We start from the raw sequence: 16530 nt of genomic DNA, 5'->3' as shown, positions 1-16530 counted from the left end.
TTCCCTCTGAACTAGCTCAGATTCCCTCGCGCTCGGAGGAGTCCCGCAGGACACTTGGGGCTCGTTGCCGGAGCTCTCTGAGGGGGATGCCGATGCGGGACAGCCATCGCGGTGAGGCCGAGCGGCTGTTGGAGCGGGCCGTGGACGAGGCGGCGCAGCGGGGAACGGGCGCGGGTGCGGGCATCGACCGGGCGACGCTGCTGGCCCGGGGGCGGGAGGCGCTGGACGCGCTCGCCGCGAGTGCGGCGCCGGAGTACGAGGCGTACGTACGGGCTCTGGACGAGGCGGCGGCCGGGGACCAGTCGCTCGGCGAGGCCTTCCGGCGGGGCAACCCTTCCACGGCGTTACTGGTGACGGCGGTGGCGGCGGCCACGGCCGTGGGCGCGGACCTGTCGCTGGGTGTCGCCGCCGGTACGGCGCTGACCGCGGGGGCCGTGGTGGGGATCTCCGGGGCGGTGGCGACGGTGGTGAAGGTGACGGCGCTGCACCTGCCGGCCGCGAACCGGCGGGCCGGGGAGCGGGGCCGGCCGGGCGGGCCCGAGCAGTTGAAGCTGCAGTGGCTGTCGGCGCTGGAGGTGCGCGGGATACGGCCGTTCCTGGAGCAGCAGCGTGCGGTGGCCGCGGCGGCCCGGGCGGCCCGGCCCGTGGCACGACCGGCGGCGGCGCGGCCCGCGCCGCGGTTGCGGGGCACGGACCGCAGTGCGGAGGCGCGGCGGCGCAGCGCGCTGGAGCATTCCTTCGGGCAGCTGCCCGCTCCGGCGGAGGTGTTCGCGGGGCGGCGGTCGGAGCTGACGCGGATCGCGCAGTGGGTGCAGGCGGCGCGGGCCAGTACGGAGACCCGGCCGGTGGTGGTCGTGCTGCACGGTGAGCCGGGGGTGGGGCGTACGACGCTGGCGCTGCGGGCGGCGCACGCGCTGAAGGACCAGTTCCGGGGTGCGTGCGTGGTGGACCTGCGGGGCGGTTCGGCCGGGGAGGCGTCCGGGGAGGCGCCGCTGGCCACGCGGGAGGCGCTGCTGCACCTGATGAACCGGCTCGGTGCGCCGCGCGAGCAGTTGTTGTTCCGTGAGGGCGCTTCGGCGGAGCAGCAGGTGCGGCGCCTGGGCGAGCTGTACCACCAGCATCTGCAGGGGCTGCCGGTGACGGTGCTGCTGGACGACGCGGTGGACGCGGCGCAGGTGCGGGTCCTGGTTCCGGAGCGTTCCGAGAGCCTGGTGCTGGTGACGGCGCGGGAGCCGTTGGAGCTGCCCGCCGATCTGGCGGCGTGGGTGTACCAGCTGCCGGTGGAGCGGTTGGCGCGGGAGGAGGCGGCGGAGCTGCTCCGGACGGCGTGGACGGGTGGCACGGCGGGCCCCGCGGGGGCGGCGGACCTGACGGAGGAGGACGCGGCCGCGGTGGTGGAGCTGAGCGGCGGGCTCCCGCTCGCGCTGCGGCTGCTGGCTCCGCCGGCGCGCGAGGGCCGGACCCTGACGGACGGCGCGGCCGCGCACCCGGTGGAGGCGGCGCTGCGGGCGGCGGACGCGCGGCTGGCCGAGCCCGCCCGGCGGTTGCTGCGGCGGCTGCCGCTGGCCGGGCGGGCCTCGCTCGGTGGCGCGGCGGCGGCCGCGCTGGCCGACGTACCGGAGGCGGCGGCGCTGCGCACGCTGGAGGAACTGTGGGAGGCCGGGCTCATCGAGCGGGTGCGCGGCCAGCGGTTCCGGATGCACGACGCGGTGCGCTCGTACGCGGCGGCGCGGGCGGCGGCGGAGGAGGACCGGGCGCAGGCCGCGGCGGCGCACGAGCGGCTGATCCGTGCCTACGCGGGGCTCGCGGACGCGGTGATCCGGATGGTCGACGGGAAGATGTCGACGCGGGCCCATCAGTTCGGGGTCCACGGCTTCACCTCCCTGGACGCGGCGCTGCGCTGGCTGGACGACGAGTCGAGCTTCATCACGGCGGCGCTGCGGCATTCGGAGGGCGTGGACCAGCAGGCGGTGCTGGATCTGTTGGGCGCGCTGTGCGATTTCTGTCTGTTGCGCGGGGACCTGTACCGGCTGGGTGAGATCGATGAGCTGACGCAGGTGGTCGCGGCGGGCCAGAACGGGCTGAAGGGGCAGCAGGGACGGCTGGTGCGGTCGGTGCAGTGGCGTACGGGTATCGCCGCGCGTCAGCTGGGCGAGCTGGACAAGGCCCGCACCACGCTGGCCTCGGTGGTGGACCAGTACATGGAGGCCGATCAGGAGGCCGCTGCGGCGATGGCCCTGATCTCGCTCGGGATCACCTTGCACCACCAGGGCAATCTCCCGGAGGCGGCGGTGCGGATCCGGGAGGCGCTGGAGCTGCAGGAGCCGCCGGAACTGGCCGGCGACCGGGCCTGGGGGCTGCACGCGCTGGCGGCGGTGGAGCGGGACCGGGCCCGGCTGGCGGAGGCGGCGCGGCTGCTGGAGACCTCGCTGGCGTTGCACCGGGAGAGCGAGAGCGTGCACGGCGAGGCGTGGGCGCATTTCCAACTGGGGCAGGTGCACCTGCGGTTCGGGGACGTGGAGCGGGCGGAGGTGGAGCTGCGGCGGGCCCTGGACCTGTACGGGCGTACCCGCGACGACCGCGGTGAGGCCTGGGCACTGACGCAGCTGGGCCGGGCCCGGGTGGTGGACGGGGATCCGGGGCCGGCGGTGGACAAGCTCCGGGAGGCGTTGGCCCGGCACCGGGAGGCGGAGGACGCGCGCGGGGAGGCGTGGACGCAGTACTACCTCGGGCAGGCGCTGGAGGTGGGCGGCGAGCGCGACGAGGCGGTACGGGAGCTGGAGCGGGCGCGGACGATGTTCTCGCGGATGCGGGACGTGTACGGGCTGGCGTACGCCCGCCACCATTCGGGCCGGGTGACGCGGGACCAGCGGGCGGCCCAGACGGGGAACCTGCGCAACTCCGGCTTCGCCCGTCAGCTGCTGGTGGACGCGCGGGCGGATTTCCGGCGGATCGGGCTGGCGCACGGCGAGGCGTGGACGTGTCTGGAGCTGGCGGTGATCGACGCGGGCAACGGCCGGCTGTCGCAGGCGCTGGGGCTGTGCGAGGAGGCGGTGCGGCTGTTCATCGCGTACGGGGACCGGCGCGGGGAGGACTGGGCGCGGTTCCTGCGGTGCACGATGCTGCCGTACGCGGTGCCGGCGGCGCCGGAGGAGGCGCGGGCGGAGCTGGGGCGCCTCGCGCAGGCGCCGCATCCGGCGCGGGACGGCCGGCTGGAGGACTGCCTGGAGACGTACGGGGTGATCCTGGGCCGGGGGGTGGATCCGACGGAGGGCTGGCAGGCGTGGCGGCTCGGCCTGGTGCCGAACCTGCATGCGCGGGAGGTCATGGGAGTCCCGCGGGGCTGACACCGACCACGTCCCGGGGGGCCTCGGACGGTCTCGGCGGGCCAGGTAGGTCCCAGGGCCCGGGTGGCCACGGCGGGCTCGGGTGGGCCCCAGCGGGCCCGGGCGGCTTCGACGAGCCTGGGGTCTGGGGCGGCTCGGCGGGCCCTGGGCGGCTCGGTGGGCCTTGATGGGTCCCAGTGGGCCTGGACGGCCTCGGCGGGCCTGGACGGCCTCGATGAGCCTGGAAGGGTCCCAGTGGGCCCCGGGGGGGTCCCGGCCGGCCTCGGGGCGGGTCCCAACGGGCCTCGGGGCCTCTACGGGTCCCCGGGGCGGCCTCGGCTGCGGGCGCGCGCCGGAGCCGTCGCCCCGCCGGTTCTCCCGGCTGGGGCGCCGGCGTGCGGTCCTGCGGGCCGTACCGAGCCGTGCCTTACGGGGCCCGGGTGCCTTCCGCGGCGGGGGCGGCCGAGGCCGCCGGGTCCGGGGCCTCCTCGAAGTTCACCCGGCCCATGTGCCGGTTCATGGACTTCATCAGGGCCCACACGCCGACGGCGAGGGCCGCGAAGACGAGGAAGCCGAGGAGGCCGGGCGTCACCTTGTTCTTGTCGAAGGTGTCACCCGCCAGCGGAAGGAGCTGGGTCAGTGCTGCCTGCGTAGCGCTCATAGCTACGCATTCTCCCGGATGCCCGCGAAGAGGTCGGACTCGGGGAGGGAAGTGTCGACGAGCGACTTCGCGAGCTCGTACTCCTCGGTGGGCCAGACCTCCTTCTGGATGTCCATCGGGACGCGGAACCAGCCGCCGTCCGGGTCGATCTGCGTGGCGTGCGCGATGAGCGCCTTGTCACGGATCTCGAAGAAGTCGGCGCAGGGCACGTGGGTGGTCAGGTTCCGCTCCTTGCGCTCGAACTCCTTCCACCGCTCCAGCCACTCCCCGTAGGGGGACTCCAGGCCGCGCGCGAGGAGCGCCTCGTGGAGGGCGATGGTGCGCGGCTTGTTGAAGCCCTGGTTGTAGTAGAGCTTCTGCGGCTGGTGGGCCGGGCCGTACTCGCTCTCCGGGTACTTCTCGGTGTCGGCCGCGCTGTCGAAGGCCAGCATGGAGATCGTGTGGGTCATGATGTGGTCGGGGTGCGGGTAGCCCCCGTTCTCGTCGTAGGTGGTGACGACCTGCGGCTTGAAGGCGCGGATCTTCTTCACCAGCTCGCCGGCGGCCTCGTGGACGTCCGCGAGCGCGAAGCAGCCCTCGGGCAGCGGGGGCAGCGGGTCGCCCTCGGGGAGGCCGGAGTCGACGTATCCGAGCCATTCCTGCTGGACGCCGAGGATGTCGCGGGCCTCGTCCATCTCCTTGGCGCGGACCTCGTGGATGTTCTCCTCGATGTACTTGTCGCCCTGGAGCTTGGGGTTCAGGACCGAGCCGCGCTCGCCACCGGTGCAGGTGACGACCAGCACGGGAACCCCCTCGGACACGTACTTGGCCATGGTGGCCGCGCCCTTGCTCGACTCGTCGTCGGGGTGGGCGTGGACGGCCATCAGTCGAAGCTGCTCGGTCAAAACAGGATCCTCTGCGATTCGGCGCGACACTCAGCTCCTATAGTGACCGAACCGGGGGGCGGAAAATTCCAGGGGTGACCGAGCCGTCCCCGGCGAGAGGAACGATCATGAGCGCGGTGCGCGAAGGACTGCCCGAGGGCCGGTACGGCCGGTCGGCGGACGAGCGTGCGGACCGGAAGCTCAAGATCATCGGATCGGTGCTGGGTGCGGCGCTGCTGGGCATGGTCGGCTGGATCGGCTGGGACTACGTCGCGGGACAGAGCGTGAGCGCCGAGGTGATCAAGTTCCAGGTGATTTCGGACACCGAGGTGAAGGTGCACCTGGAGGTCCGCAAGGAGTCCTCGGTCACCGGTGTCTGTTCCCTGAGCTCCCAGGACAAGGAGCACGCCGAGGTGGGTCGGGCCGACTTCGCCTTCGCGCAAGGACGGTCGCGGGTGGACGAGATCGTCACCCTGAAGACCACCGGCAGGGCCGCGATGATCGAGCTGGTCGGCTGCCGGCCGGCGGCTTCCGCCCGCTGAGGTCCGAAAAGGATTGAAGTCCCGCCCCGCGAGGCAATGAGCCTGTGGGGTCCTCCCTCTTTTCTTCCCGAATTGTTAGGCTCGTGGTTTCGTCCGCCGCTGGCGGCAGTAGTCCCCTGTACCGACGAGGAGCACCCGTGACCCAGACGAGCGAAAGCGTCACCTGGCTGACCCAGGCGGCGTACGACCAGCTGAAGGCGGAGCTGGACTACCTCTCTGGTCCCGCCCGCACGGAGATCGCCACGAAGATCGCAGCCGCCCGCGAGGAGGGCGACCTGCGTGAGAACGGTGGCTACCACGCGGCGAAGGAGGAGCAGGGCAAGCAGGAGCTTCGGGTCCGCCAGCTCACGCAGCTCCTGGAGAACGCCAAGGTCGGCACCGCGCCCGCGTCCGACGGCGTGGTGGCCCCCGGCACGCTCGTCAAGATCGCCTTCGACGGCGACGAGGACGACACCATGGAGTTCCTGCTGGCCTCGCGCGAGTACGCGTCCTCGGACTTCGAGACGTACTCCCCCCAGTCCCCGCTGGGCAGCGGCGTGCTGGGCAAGGCGATCGGTGAGGACGCCGAGTACGAGCTGCCGAACGGCAAGAAGGCCTCGGTCAAGATCCTCGACGTCAAGCCCTTCACCGGCTGATCACCCTCGGTCACCGTTTTCTTCCTGACCGACGACGCGCGATGCCCGGCCGGACCCTTCCGGCCGGGCATCGCGCGTTGCTGCTGGTAGGAGGCTGTGGGGCTCGGGCTGTGGGGCTCAGCCGTCCGCGCCGCGGTACTTGCGGACCGCGAGGGTGCGGAAGACCAGGATGATCAGGGCCGACCAGATCAGTGAGGCCCAGACGGGGTGGACCATCGGCCACGCGTCGGACGGGGACACGCCCGGGTTGCCGAAGAGCTCGCGGCAGGCCTGGACGGTGGCGCTGAACGGGTTCCATTCGGCGATCGGCTGGAGCCAGCTCGCCATGTTCTCCGTGGGGACGAACGCGTTGGAGATGAACGTGACGGGGAACAGCCAGATCAGCCCGCCCGAGGTGGCCGCCTCCGGGGTCCGTACGGACAGCCCGATCAGGGCGCCGATCCAGGAGAACGCGTACCCGAGCAGGAGCAGCAGGCCGAAGCCGGACAGCACCTCGCCGACGCTCGTGTGGGTGCGCCAGCCGACGAGGAGGGCGACGATCGCCAGGACCACCAAGGTCAGCGCGGTCTGCATCAGGTCGGCCAGGGTGCGGCCGGTCAGGACGGCGCCGCGGGCCATGGGCAGCGAGCGGAAGCGGTCGATCAGGCCCTTGTGCATGTCGTCCGCGATGCCCGCGCCGGCGCCCGCCGTGGCGAAGGTGACGGTCTGGGCGAAGATGCCGGCCATCAGGAAGTTCCGGTAGTCACTGGCGCTGGTCGAGCCGCCGATCATCATCGAGCCGCCGAAGACGAAGCTGAACAGCACCACGAACATGACCGGCTGGATCAGCCCGAAGATGACCATCTCGGGGATCCGGCTGAGGCGGATGACGTTCCGCTTGGCGATGACGAGGGAGTCGTTGACGGACTGGACGACGCCGCCGCGCGGACGGGGCGCCGCGAGTTCGCCGTGCGGGGAGGCGCCCGGGTTCGGGGACGTGAGGGTCACTTCGCCGCCTCCTTCCGGGCCGCCTTGCGGCCCTTGGCCCCGGGATCGGCCGGCGTGTCGCCGTTGTCCTCCGCGGCCCGTTCGGCCGCGTGCCCGGTCAGGGAGATGAACACGTCGTCGAGGGTGGGGCGGCGCAGGCCGATGTCGTCGATCTCGATGCCCCGGCCGTCGAGTTCGCGGATGACCTCGGCGAGCAGCTTGGCGCCGCCCGACACGGGCACGGTCAGTTTGCGGGTGTGTTCCTCGACCGTGGTCTCGCCCTTGCCGAAGCCGGCGAGCACCTCGCGCGCGGTGGGGATGTGCTGCCGCTCGTGGACGACGACCTCCACGCGCTCGCCGCCGGTGCGGGCCTTGAGCTGGTCGGAGGTGCCGCGGGCGATGACCTTGCCGTGGTCGACCACGCAGATGTCGTGCGCGAGGTGGTCGGCCTCCTCCAGGTACTGGGTGGTGAGGAGCAAGGTCGTACCGCCGGCGACCAGTTCCTGGATGATGCCCCACAGCTGCTGGCGGTTGCGGGGGTCGAGTCCGGTGGTCGGCTCGTCCATGAACATCACGGGCGGGCTGACGACGAGGGCGGCCGCGAGGTCCAGGCGCCTGCGCATACCGCCGGAGTAGGTCTTCGCCGTGCGGTCGGCGGCGTCGGAGAGGTTGAAGCGTTCGAGGAGTTCGGCGGCCCGGGCTTTGGCCGCCTTGGCTTTCATCTGGTAGAGCTGGCCGACCATCTGGAGGTTCTCGCGGCCGGTCAGGTATTCGTCGACGGCCGCGAACTGGCCGGAGAGGCCTATGGCGCGGCGGACTTCGTTGGGGTGCTTGAGCACGTCCAGGCCGGCGACGACCGCCTTGCCGCTGTCGGGCCGGAGGAGGGTGGTCAGGACGCGTACGGTCGTGGTCTTGCCCGCGCCGTTCGGGCCGAGCAGACCCAGGACGGTGCCTTCGGGGACATCGAGGTCCACGCCGTCGAGAGCCCGTACATCGCCGAAGGTCTTGACCAGACCTTCGGCGTAGATAGCGCCTGGCATAGGGATTCTCCCAGTGAATCGGGCCAGTAGAATCAGGATATTCAGGGCATTTCTACGCAAATCCTATGGGCGCCGGGCGGGTCCTGCTCGGCCGAACGGGGGATGTGTCCGGCCCGAGCGACGGGCGGGCGGGACCGCAGGACGTCTCTAGCTCATCACCTTGTATCCCGCGCCGTGCAGGGAACGCGCGACTTCCGCGCAGTGCTCGGGGCCCTTCGTCTCCAGGTGCAGCTCCACCTCCACCTCCGTGAGCCCCAACCGCGGGTCCGTCCGCACGTGGCTCACGTCCAACACGTTCGCATCCACCACTGACAACACCGCCAGGAGCCCGGCCAGGGCGCCCGGCCGGTCGGCCACGCGCAGCCGCAGGGACAGGTACCGGCCCGCCGCCGCCATACCGTGGCGCAGGATCCGCTGCAGCAGCAGCGGATCGACGTTCCCGCCGGACAGGACGGCCACCACCGGGCCGCCGCCGTACAGTTCGGGCTCGCTGAGCAGGGCCGCGACCGTGCTGCACCCGGCCGGTTCGACCACCAGCTTGGCCCGCTCCAGGCACAGCAGCAGGGCACTGGAGAGGGCGTCCTCGGAGACCGTGCGCACGTCGTCGACGAGTTCGCCGATGATTTTGAAGGGGACGTCGCCGGGGCGGCCGACCTTGATCCCGTCGGCCATCGTCATCGGTTCGTCGATCGAGATCGGGTGCCCGACCTTGAGCGAGGGCGGGTACGCGGCCGCGCCCGCCGCCTGCACCCCGATGACCCGGACGTCCGGCCGCAGCGCCTTCACGGCGACCGCGACACCGGCCGCGAGCCCGCCGCCGCCGATCCCGACGAGGATGGTCCGCACCTCCGGGCACTGCTCCAGGATCTCCAGGCCGACGGTGCCCTGGCCCGCGATGATGTCGCGGTGGTCGAAGGGGTGGATGAACACCGCGCCGGTGCGGTCCGCGTACTCCTGGGCGGCCAGGAAGGTCTCGTCGACGACCTGCCCGTGCAGGCGCACGTCGGCGCCGTACTCCTGGGTCGCGGCCACCTTCGGCAGGGGCGCCCCGACCGGCATGAACACGGTTGAGCGGACCCCGAGGAGGGAGGAGGCCAGCGCCACGCCCTGCGCGTGGTTGCCCGCGCTCGCGGCGACGACACCGGCGGCCCGCTGCTCGGGGCGCAGGCCGGCGATGCGTACGTAGGCGCCGCGGAGCTTGAAGGAGCCGGTGCGCTGGAGGTTCTCGCACTTGAGGTGGACCGGGGAGCCGGTGAGTGCGGAAAGGTGCCGGCTGCCCTCCATGGCGGTGACCCGCGAGACGCCGGAGAGCATCTTCTGGGCCCCCCGGATGTCGTCGAGGATGACCTGGGGGACGGGCTGGGGCACGCGGTAGTTCATGCCGCCAGTCTCGCAGGGCGTGCGGGAGGGGCGATATCTCGCCATCCGGGACACCTGCGGGGCGGGTGCCCGAACCGGCCGTATCAGTTCTCGTACGAGGCGTACGAGCCGCCGCACGGCCGCGTACTCTGTCCCCCAACCTTGTCGGACCCACGCGAAGAGAGCCCACGGCCATGCCTTCCACCCCGGCCAATTCCGATCTGCCCGCGGCGCCCGACGCGCCCGCCGGAGCCGGTCTCCTCGACGCGCTCCAGCATCAGGTGGCGGTCTTCGCCCGCCGTGCCGAGCAGACCCGTCTGGGCGGTGTGGGCCAGGCCCGCAACTCGATGGACCGCGCCGCCTACCTGCTGTTGAACCGGCTCGACCTGGAAGGCCCGATGGGGGTGAAGGCGCTCGCCGGCGGCATGGGGATCGACTCCTCCACGGTGACCCGGCAGGTCGCGCCGCTGGTCGACAGCGGTCTGGTCAAGCGGACCTCGCACCCCGAGGACGGGCGGGCCGTGGTGCTCGCGCTGTCCCCGCGGGGGCTGGCCCGGCTGGAGGAGGTCCGCTCCTCGCGGCGCGAGCTGATGGCCCGGGTGACGGACGGCTGGAGCGAGGGCGAGCGGGAATCCTTCACGGGCCTGCTGACGCGCTTCAACCTGTCGCTGTCGGAGCTCATGGCGGCCGTGGCCGAAGCCGGTCCCGCCTCCTGAGCGGAGTCCGTCCGTCCTCTTGACCTGGGCGGCCCCGCTGCCCGCACTATGTGGACTATGCGGGTGGTTGATCAACAGGCGGGCTCCTACGCGGAGTTCGAGGCCTTCGTCGCGGGTGCGGCCGGGCGTCTCCTGCATGTCGCGGTCCTGCTGACCGGTGAACCGGAGTCGGCCCGGCGGCTGCTGGCAGGCGCGCTGGCCCGCACCTACGCGAACTGGCGGCGGCTGCGCGGGAACGACCCGTACGACTTCACCCGCCAGGAACTGTGCGCCGCCTTCGCCCGGACCGGCCGGCGCCACCACGGCGGCGCCGGGCTGCTCGCCCGACTGAGCCCGCCGGAACGGCTCGTCCTCGTCCTGCGGCTCTACGAAGGGGTCGCGGAGGAGGTCACGGCGGCGCAGCTCGGGATGCCGGTGGAGCGGGTACGGGTGCTGTGCAATCGGGCCGTGGAGGCGCTGCGGAGGCGGGAGGCGGCGTGAGCGGGATCCCGGACCGGAAGGAAGCCCAGGTCAGGCAGCTCCTGGAGGGCCCTTACCCGCCGGTGCCGACGGGGCTGGCGGCGGGGGCGGCGGCCCGGGGCGGTCGCCTCCTGCGGCGGCGGCGGGCGGTGCGGCGGTTGGGGTGGGCCGTGCTCTTCGCTGCCGCGGTGGCCTTCGTGGTGTGGGCGTCCCTGACCCACCCCTGGACCACCCCACCGACGGACGTATCCCCACCCCTACAGGGCTGGTAGCCCCGACCCCGGCGAGCCCATCCAGCCCTGCCGGGCACCATCCAGCCCCGCCGGCCCCCTTTTCTTTTGCACGGTCGGCGCCACATCCGGCCTCGGCCGGCCATCTTCAGCCTCGCTGGCCCCCTTGTGCACGGCCGGGGCCGCATCCAGCCTCGCCGGCGTTTGAGGCGCGGGGTCTGGGGCGGAGCCCCAGGAACCCGGCTCCGCCGGGCACCGGGCTCCGCCCGGACCCGCGCCTCAAACGCCGGCGAGGCTGGTTGTGGCCAGCGAAGCCGGAAGGGGCCGGTTCGGTCGGAACGGGATCGGCCCCGCCGGGCCCGGGTGGGCCCGGCGGGGGCCGGGGCTAGCCCAGGGCCTGGGTGAGGTCCGCGAGGAGGTCGTCGGCGTTCTCGATGCCGACCGACAGGCGGATCAGGTCCGCCGGGACCTCCAGCGCCGAGCCGGCCACCGACGCGTGCGTCATCCGGCCCGGGTGCTCGATCAGGGACTCGACGCCGCCCAGCGACTCGGCCAGGGTGAAGATCTTGGTGCGGCCGCAGACCGCGACCGCCTCTTCCTCGCCACCGGCGACCTGGAAGGAGATCATGCCGCCGAAGTTGCGCATCTGCTTGGCGGCGACCTCGTGCCCCGGGTGCTCGGGCAGGCCCGGGTACAGCACGTTGGTGACCTTCGGGTGGCGCTTCAGCAGCTCGACGATCTTGCCCGCGTTCTCCGCGTGCCGGTCCATGCGCACGGCCAGGGTCTTGATGCCCCGCAGCACGATCCAGGAGTCGAACGGACCGGCCACCGCGCCCATCGCGTTCTGGTGGTAGGCCAGTTCCTCGCCCAGCGCCGCGTCCGCGGCGACCAGCGCGCCGCCGACCACGTCGGAGTGCCCGCCCATGTACTTGGTCAGCGAGTGCACGACCACGTCCGCGCCCAGCGCCAGGGGCTGCTGGAGGTACGGCGAGGCGAAGGTGTTGTCCACGACCAGCTTGGCGCCGGCCGACCGCGCGATGTCCGCGACGACGGCGATGTCGGTGATGCCGAGCAGCGGGTTGGAGGGGGTCTCGACCCAGATGACCTTCGTCTTCGGGGTGAGGGCCGCCCGTACCGACTCGGGGTCGGAGGTGTCGGCCACCGACCACTCCACGCCCCAGCGGGAGACGACCTTCGCGAAGAGGCGGAAGGTGCCGCCGTACGCGTCGTTCGGGATGACCACGTGGTCGCCCGGGGCGAGCAGCGTACGCAGCAGGCAGTCCTCGGCGGCGAGCCCGGACGCGAAGGCGAGACCGCGCCGGCCGCCCTCCAGGGCCGCGAGGTTCTCCTCCAGCGCGGTGCGGGTCGGGTTCGCGCTGCGGCTGTACTCGTAGCCGCCGCGGAGTCCTCCGACGCCGTCCTGCTTGTAGGTGGAAACCTGGTAGATCGGGGGAACGACCGCACCGGTCTGCGGGTCCGCCGTATTGCCCGCGTGGATCGCGCGGGTCTCGAAGCTCTGGTGCTCGTGGCTGTCGTCGCTCATGGTCCGATGCTATGCCCGCCCGGGGCATGGCCCCCTATTGGCCTGCTCCCCCCTCGGTCTGGTTCGCTGGAGGCATGGAGATTCTGTGGTTCGTGTTCGCGATGCTCATGATCGTGTTCATTCTCGGTCCGTACATCCGGCGCCGGCGCGGCGGTATCCGCCTGGTCTCGCCGGACAGCCCGGACGCCGCCGACCCGGCGAACTACGGATTCGAACGGCAGGAAGAGCTCGACATCCGCGTCCCCGGGCCCGACCAGGACCTGATGGACGCCCTCGACAACGTGCGTCTCACCGGCCGGTGGCAGGCGGCCTCGCAGCTGCTCGCCGGGACCCCGCGGGAGGGTGAGCGGCGCTGGCAGCGCGTGCAGGCCTTCGGCGGGGCCGCCGCCCTGGAACTGATGGCGCAGCCCGGCACGGGCGCGCAGTGGCTGAAGGCGTGGCGCCTGGAGGCGGAGAAGGACCCGGGCGGCGCGCAGGTGCACGCGGAGCTGCTGGTGCAGCAGGCGTGGCGGCACTCGGGCGGCGTCGGCTCCGAGGACCACCGGATCATCCTGGAGGAGGCCCGGGAGGCGTGCCGCAAGGCCGCGCTGCAGGCTCCGGGGGACCCGGTCCCGTACATCACGGAGCTGGCGATCGCGCGCGGACTGGCGTACCCGGAGGCGGAGTTCGACGAGCTGTGGGCGAAGGTCATCGACCGGGCCCCGGACCACATGGGCGCCCACCTGGCGGCGCTGCACTACTGGGGCGCGAAGTGGCACGGCTCGCGGGAGAAGGCCGACGCCTTCGCGCACGCGGCCGCGGCGCGCGCTCCGCAGGGCTCGCTGCTGGCGGCCCTGCCGATGTTCGCGCTGCGCGAGAACCAGCCGGACGTCGTGCTGAGCCCGAGCTTCTACCGGGGCGCGACGGTGACGCGGGCGGTGGAGGGCGCGCTGTACGCGGTGCACACGGCGCGGCAGGACGACCCGATGGTGGCGCACGTACGGCACCTGCTGTTGATGTTCCTGGTCTGCATGGAGCGCTGGGCGGAGGCGCTGGAGCAGGTGCGGCACGTGGACGGGTACGTGGGCGCGCTGCCGTGGACGGAGGCGTCGGACCCGGCGGCGGCGTACACGGTGTACCGGGCGATGGCGGTCGCGGGGTACGAGGCGAACGGCGGGTCGCCGGCGACGCTGCGGCCGTAGCGGACGGCTTGGCCGGGGCTCGGGTGGTGCCCCGGAGTGTCCCCACCCTCACGGGACGGGCCGAAGCTTCGGCCAATAAAGTTGCTGTAAGTAATCGCAGGCCGCATGATGCGGCGGTGGCGGCGTTCTGCCGTGCCACCCACTCTTTTCCGTTCCCGTGGGGGGATCTGTCCAAATGGGCGCTTCACTGCGCGCCTTGCGCGCTCTCGTCCTGCTCGCAGGCTTCTACCTGCTCGGCGTGTTCCTGCTGGCCGCCCTCGGCGGCATCGACTACGCCCTCGTCACCACGCTGCACGGCCCGATCGTGGCCAAGCTGCTCATCGCCTCCGTCGTCCTCACCGTCCCGATCGTGCGCGGCATGTTCATGCTGCGCACCCCCAAGGGCGAGCCCCTGGCCGGCGTCACCGTCACCGAGGCGCAGGAGCCCGAGCTGTGGGCGGTCGTACGCGACATCGCGCAGCAGGTCGGCACCCGCGCCCCCGACGAGATCGTGCTGATCGACGAGGTGAACGCGGCCGTCGCCGAGGACGCGAAGCTGCTGGGCCTGCGGCCCGGCACCCGCCGCCTCTACCTCGGCCTGCCGCTGATGACGGGCCTGGACGAGATGCAGATGCGCGCGGTGCTCGCGCACGAGATGGGTCACTACGCGAACTTCGACACCCGTCTCACGCCGCTGATCGCCCGCGGCCGGGCCCAGCTGATCCGCACCGTCGGCTACTTCCACGACCGCGCCGACAAGAAGGTCGCCAAGGAGCGCGCCAAGCAGGAACGCCGGGACGAGAAGCGGATCGCCAAGGGCAAGAAGGCCAAGGGCGTCGACACCGCGGGCGAGGGCGCGATGTACCGCGCCATGGCCAAGATCTACATCGCGTACGGCAACTTCTACATGCGCGCCACCCGCTCGACCTCCCGCCGCCAGGAGCTCGCCGCCGACCTCGCCTCGGTCCGGGTCGCCGGCCGCGACTCGGCCGCGTCCGCGCTGCGCGAGCTGAACGCCCTGGACTCGGCGCACGACTTCTACATGGGCTCGTACGCCACCCTCGGCGTCAACGCCGGCCTGCTGCCCCGTCCCGGTGAGGTCTTCGGCGGCCTGCGCCGGCTCCTGGACGCGCGCTCGGCCGACCTGGACGACCTGCGCCAGGAACTGTCGACCGAGCCCACCTCGCCCTACGACTCCCACCCCGCGCTCGCCGAGCGCGTGGCCCGCATCGAGGCCCTGCCCGACGACGGCCGCGGCGGGCAGGCCGCCCGGCCGGCCCTGGAACTGCTGGCCGACGCCGACGCGGCGCTGGCCGCGCTGGAGCAGGTCGTCCTCACCCCGGAGGCGCTCGCGCTGAAGCGGGTCGACTGGGAGGACCTCGTCCACGAGTCGATGACCCTGTACGTCGGCCAGGGCGCGGAGGACCTCCGCGAGGCCTTCGCCGCCGAGGGCGCCGGCCCCGATCTGGCGGCCGTGCTCGACGCGTTCGACGCCGACCCGGCGGTGCGCTGGCGCATCGCCGACCGGTTCCCGAAGTCCGAGGAGGCGCAGGCCGCCACCGGCCGCACGGCCCGCGAGTTCGCCCGACCGGTCGTCCGGCGCGCCCTGAACCAGCTGGTCACCGTCGAGCTGACGGCCCGCGGCGCCGCCCGCTGGCAGCTGTCCTGGTCCGACTCGGCCTCCCTGCGCTACCCGGCCGACGGCTTCGAGGACCGCCTGGGCCAGGCCCTGGAAGCGGCCGTCGCCGACCTGCCCGACACCGAACCGCTGCGAAAGCTGGTGCTTGCCCCGTGATCGGCCTCTACATCCTGGGCGCCGTGCTGCTGTTCGGCGCGTTCAAGTTCCTGCGCGGCGTCCACTACATCCGCAAGGCGAAGCGGCTGGAGGCGGAGATCGCCGGCATCGAGGGCCGGACCGAATCCCTGAACGCCGACACCGCGGCCGTCAAGGCCGCGCAGAAGGCCGAGAAGGCGGCGGCGGTCGTCGCGCTCGGGTTCGTGGCCGAGGCCGACCTCGACACCGAGAACCCCGCTCCGGTGCCGCCGGAGCGGACGGCCGTCCTGGAAGCGGTCCGGTCGGGCGACTGGGAGGCCGGAGCCGCGTACATCGAGGCGGCCGGGAAGAACTGGCACGAGCGCATGGAGCGGGTCCGCCCGCTGGCCGAGGCGGCCGCCGAGGACGACGCGTGGCTGCTGGCCTGGCGTGCGGCGCGCCCCACGGACCCGACGGCGGCCCTGGTCGACGCCGACACCGCGATCCAGGTGGCGTGGAACGTACGCGGCTCCCAGTCGGGCCGCCACACCACGCAGGAGCAGTTCCGGCTCTTCCGCGACCTGCTGGTCAAGGCGCAGGAGGCCGCCCACGCGGCCCAGAGCCTCGCCGACCCGGCGGACCCGACCCCGTACATCGTGGAACAGCCGATCGGGCAGGGCCTGGGCTACTCGCACGAGCGGTACCGCGAGCTGTGGGCGAAGATCGTCGAGCGCGATCCGAAGGTGCTGTGCGCGCACGTCAGCGCACTGCAGTACTGGTGCCAGAAGTGGCGCGGCTCGCACGAGCTGGCGCTGGCCTTCGCGCGTGGGTCGGCGGCTGCCGGGGCGCCCGGTGAGCTGTTCTCGCGACTGCCTCTGATCGCGTACTTCGAGCAGGAGACGCACGAGGACGACCTGGCCGCGGAGACGTTCTTCAAGGAGCCGGAGATCGTCGCGGCGGTCGACGCGGCGCTGCTGGACCTGGCGGCGGCGGGCGACGACCACCCGGGGACGGTCGGGATGCGGCACATCCTGGCGTACCTGCTGTTCTGGCAGGACCGCGACGCGGAGGCAGTCGAGCAGTTCCGGTACATCGACGGGTACATCGGTGCCCTGCCCTGGTCCTACGCGGGCTCGCCGAAGAGCCGGTACCTGTACGCCCGTGACTGGGCGGTGAGCGTGACCACGCCGGGTCTCTGACCCGTGGGGCGGCGGAGGGCGGGTCGGGGAATCCCGGCCCGCCCTCCGCACGTTGTCACTCCCACAAGGAGGGAATCC

General features: G+C 72.6%; 15 protein-coding genes. 9 read left to right on the top strand and 6 right to left on the bottom strand.

The features are described from left to right. Positions 1-92 precede the first annotated feature (92 nt). On the top strand, positions 93-3347 hold the full coding sequence (locus OG624_RS25400) for a tetratricopeptide repeat protein (RefSeq protein WP_208869340.1): 3255 nt from the start codon (positions 93-95) through the stop codon (positions 3345-3347). 406 nt (positions 3348-3753) lie between these two features. Here the strand turns inward: OG624_RS25400 and OG624_RS25395 are convergent, their stop codons facing one another. Both OG624_RS25395 and mca read right to left on the bottom strand, forming a co-directional pair. Further along, a complete protein-coding gene (locus OG624_RS25395) occupies positions 3754-3987 on the bottom strand; it encodes a hypothetical protein (RefSeq protein ID WP_033219705.1) in 234 nt (77 codons plus the stop codon). A gap of 2 nt (positions 3988-3989) precedes the next feature. Continuing rightward, positions 3990-4871 carry a mycothiol conjugate amidase Mca gene (gene mca / locus OG624_RS25390; protein ID WP_161293738.1) on the bottom strand — a complete coding sequence of 294 codons (882 nt, stop codon included), beginning with the start codon at positions 4869-4871 and terminating at the stop codon, positions 3990-3992. 107 nt (positions 4872-4978) lie between these two features. Between mca and OG624_RS25385 the strand changes: the two genes are divergently transcribed. Further along, complete coding sequence (locus OG624_RS25385; protein WP_352165401.1) at positions 4979-5392, top strand: DUF4307 domain-containing protein; 414 nt, start codon at positions 4979-4981, stop codon at positions 5390-5392. Between the two features lie 137 nt (positions 5393-5529). After that, positions 5530-6027 (top strand): transcription elongation factor GreA, encoded by a 498-nt coding sequence (gene greA / locus OG624_RS25380; RefSeq protein WP_030009952.1) that lies wholly within the window; start codon positions 5530-5532, stop codon positions 6025-6027. Between the two features lie 117 nt (positions 6028-6144). Here greA and OG624_RS25375 read toward each other — a convergent pair whose 3' ends face one another. The 3 genes from OG624_RS25375 to ilvA all read right to left on the bottom strand — a co-directional run bounded on the left by OG624_RS25375 (position 6145) and on the right by ilvA (position 9413). Then, positions 6145-7014 (bottom strand): ABC transporter permease, encoded by an 870-nt coding sequence (locus OG624_RS25375; RefSeq protein ID WP_033219697.1) that lies wholly within the window; start codon positions 7012-7014, stop codon positions 6145-6147. Then, a complete protein-coding gene (locus OG624_RS25370; RefSeq protein WP_033219695.1) occupies positions 7011-8033 on the bottom strand; it encodes a daunorubicin resistance protein DrrA family ABC transporter ATP-binding protein in 1023 nt (340 codons plus the stop codon). Before OG624_RS25370 ends, OG624_RS25375 begins: the two co-directional genes overlap by 4 nt. Positions 8034-8180: 147 nt before the next feature. Next, a complete protein-coding gene (ilvA, locus tag OG624_RS25365; protein WP_030712353.1) occupies positions 8181-9413 on the bottom strand; it encodes a threonine ammonia-lyase in 1233 nt (410 codons plus the stop codon). 173 nt (positions 9414-9586) lie between these two features. On the opposite strand from ilvA, the gene OG624_RS25360 reads away from it, so the two are divergent. From OG624_RS25360 to OG624_RS25350, 3 genes are read left to right on the top strand one after another with little or no spacing between them, the layout of a single operon-like run. Further along, the gene (locus tag OG624_RS25360; RefSeq protein WP_051763188.1) at positions 9587-10108 is read left to right on the top strand and encodes a MarR family winged helix-turn-helix transcriptional regulator; all 522 of its coding nucleotides are present in this window, start codon (positions 9587-9589) and stop codon (positions 10106-10108) included. A gap of 57 nt (positions 10109-10165) precedes the next feature. Then, positions 10166-10588, top strand: coding sequence for a sigma factor-like helix-turn-helix DNA-binding protein (locus OG624_RS25355; RefSeq protein ID WP_051763187.1), 423 nt, complete (start codon positions 10166-10168; stop codon positions 10586-10588). Next, a complete protein-coding gene (locus OG624_RS25350) occupies positions 10585-10839 on the top strand; it encodes a hypothetical protein (protein ID WP_266443095.1) in 255 nt (84 codons plus the stop codon). The genes OG624_RS25355 and OG624_RS25350 overlap by 4 nt, the downstream gene beginning before the upstream one ends. A gap of 343 nt (positions 10840-11182) precedes the next feature. Here the strand turns inward: OG624_RS25350 and OG624_RS25345 are convergent, their stop codons facing one another. Continuing rightward, positions 11183-12340 (bottom strand): cystathionine gamma-synthase, encoded by a 1158-nt coding sequence (locus tag OG624_RS25345; protein ID WP_033219690.1) that lies wholly within the window; start codon positions 12338-12340, stop codon positions 11183-11185. A gap of 74 nt (positions 12341-12414) precedes the next feature. On the opposite strand from OG624_RS25345, the gene OG624_RS25340 reads away from it, so the two are divergent. The 3 genes from OG624_RS25340 to OG624_RS25330 all read left to right on the top strand — a co-directional run bounded on the left by OG624_RS25340 (position 12415) and on the right by OG624_RS25330 (position 16452). Then, a complete protein-coding gene (locus OG624_RS25340; RefSeq protein WP_161291276.1) occupies positions 12415-13521 on the top strand; it encodes a hypothetical protein in 1107 nt (368 codons plus the stop codon). 175 nt (positions 13522-13696) lie between these two features. Continuing rightward, positions 13697-15295, top strand: a complete 1599-nt coding sequence (locus OG624_RS25335; RefSeq protein WP_371588342.1) for a M48 family metallopeptidase — start codon at positions 13697-13699, stop codon at positions 15293-15295. Further along, on the top strand, positions 15292-16452 hold the full coding sequence (locus tag OG624_RS25330; RefSeq protein WP_371588341.1) for a hypothetical protein: 1161 nt from the start codon (positions 15292-15294) through the stop codon (positions 16450-16452). Before OG624_RS25335 ends, OG624_RS25330 begins: the two co-directional genes overlap by 4 nt. Positions 16453-16530 lie beyond the last annotated feature (78 nt).

This window comes from Streptomyces virginiae (assembly GCF_041432505.1).
GTDB classification, from domain to species: domain Bacteria; phylum Actinomycetota; class Actinomycetes; order Streptomycetales; family Streptomycetaceae; genus Streptomyces; species Streptomyces virginiae_A.
This window is presented reverse-complemented; position numbering and strand designations above follow the sequence as displayed.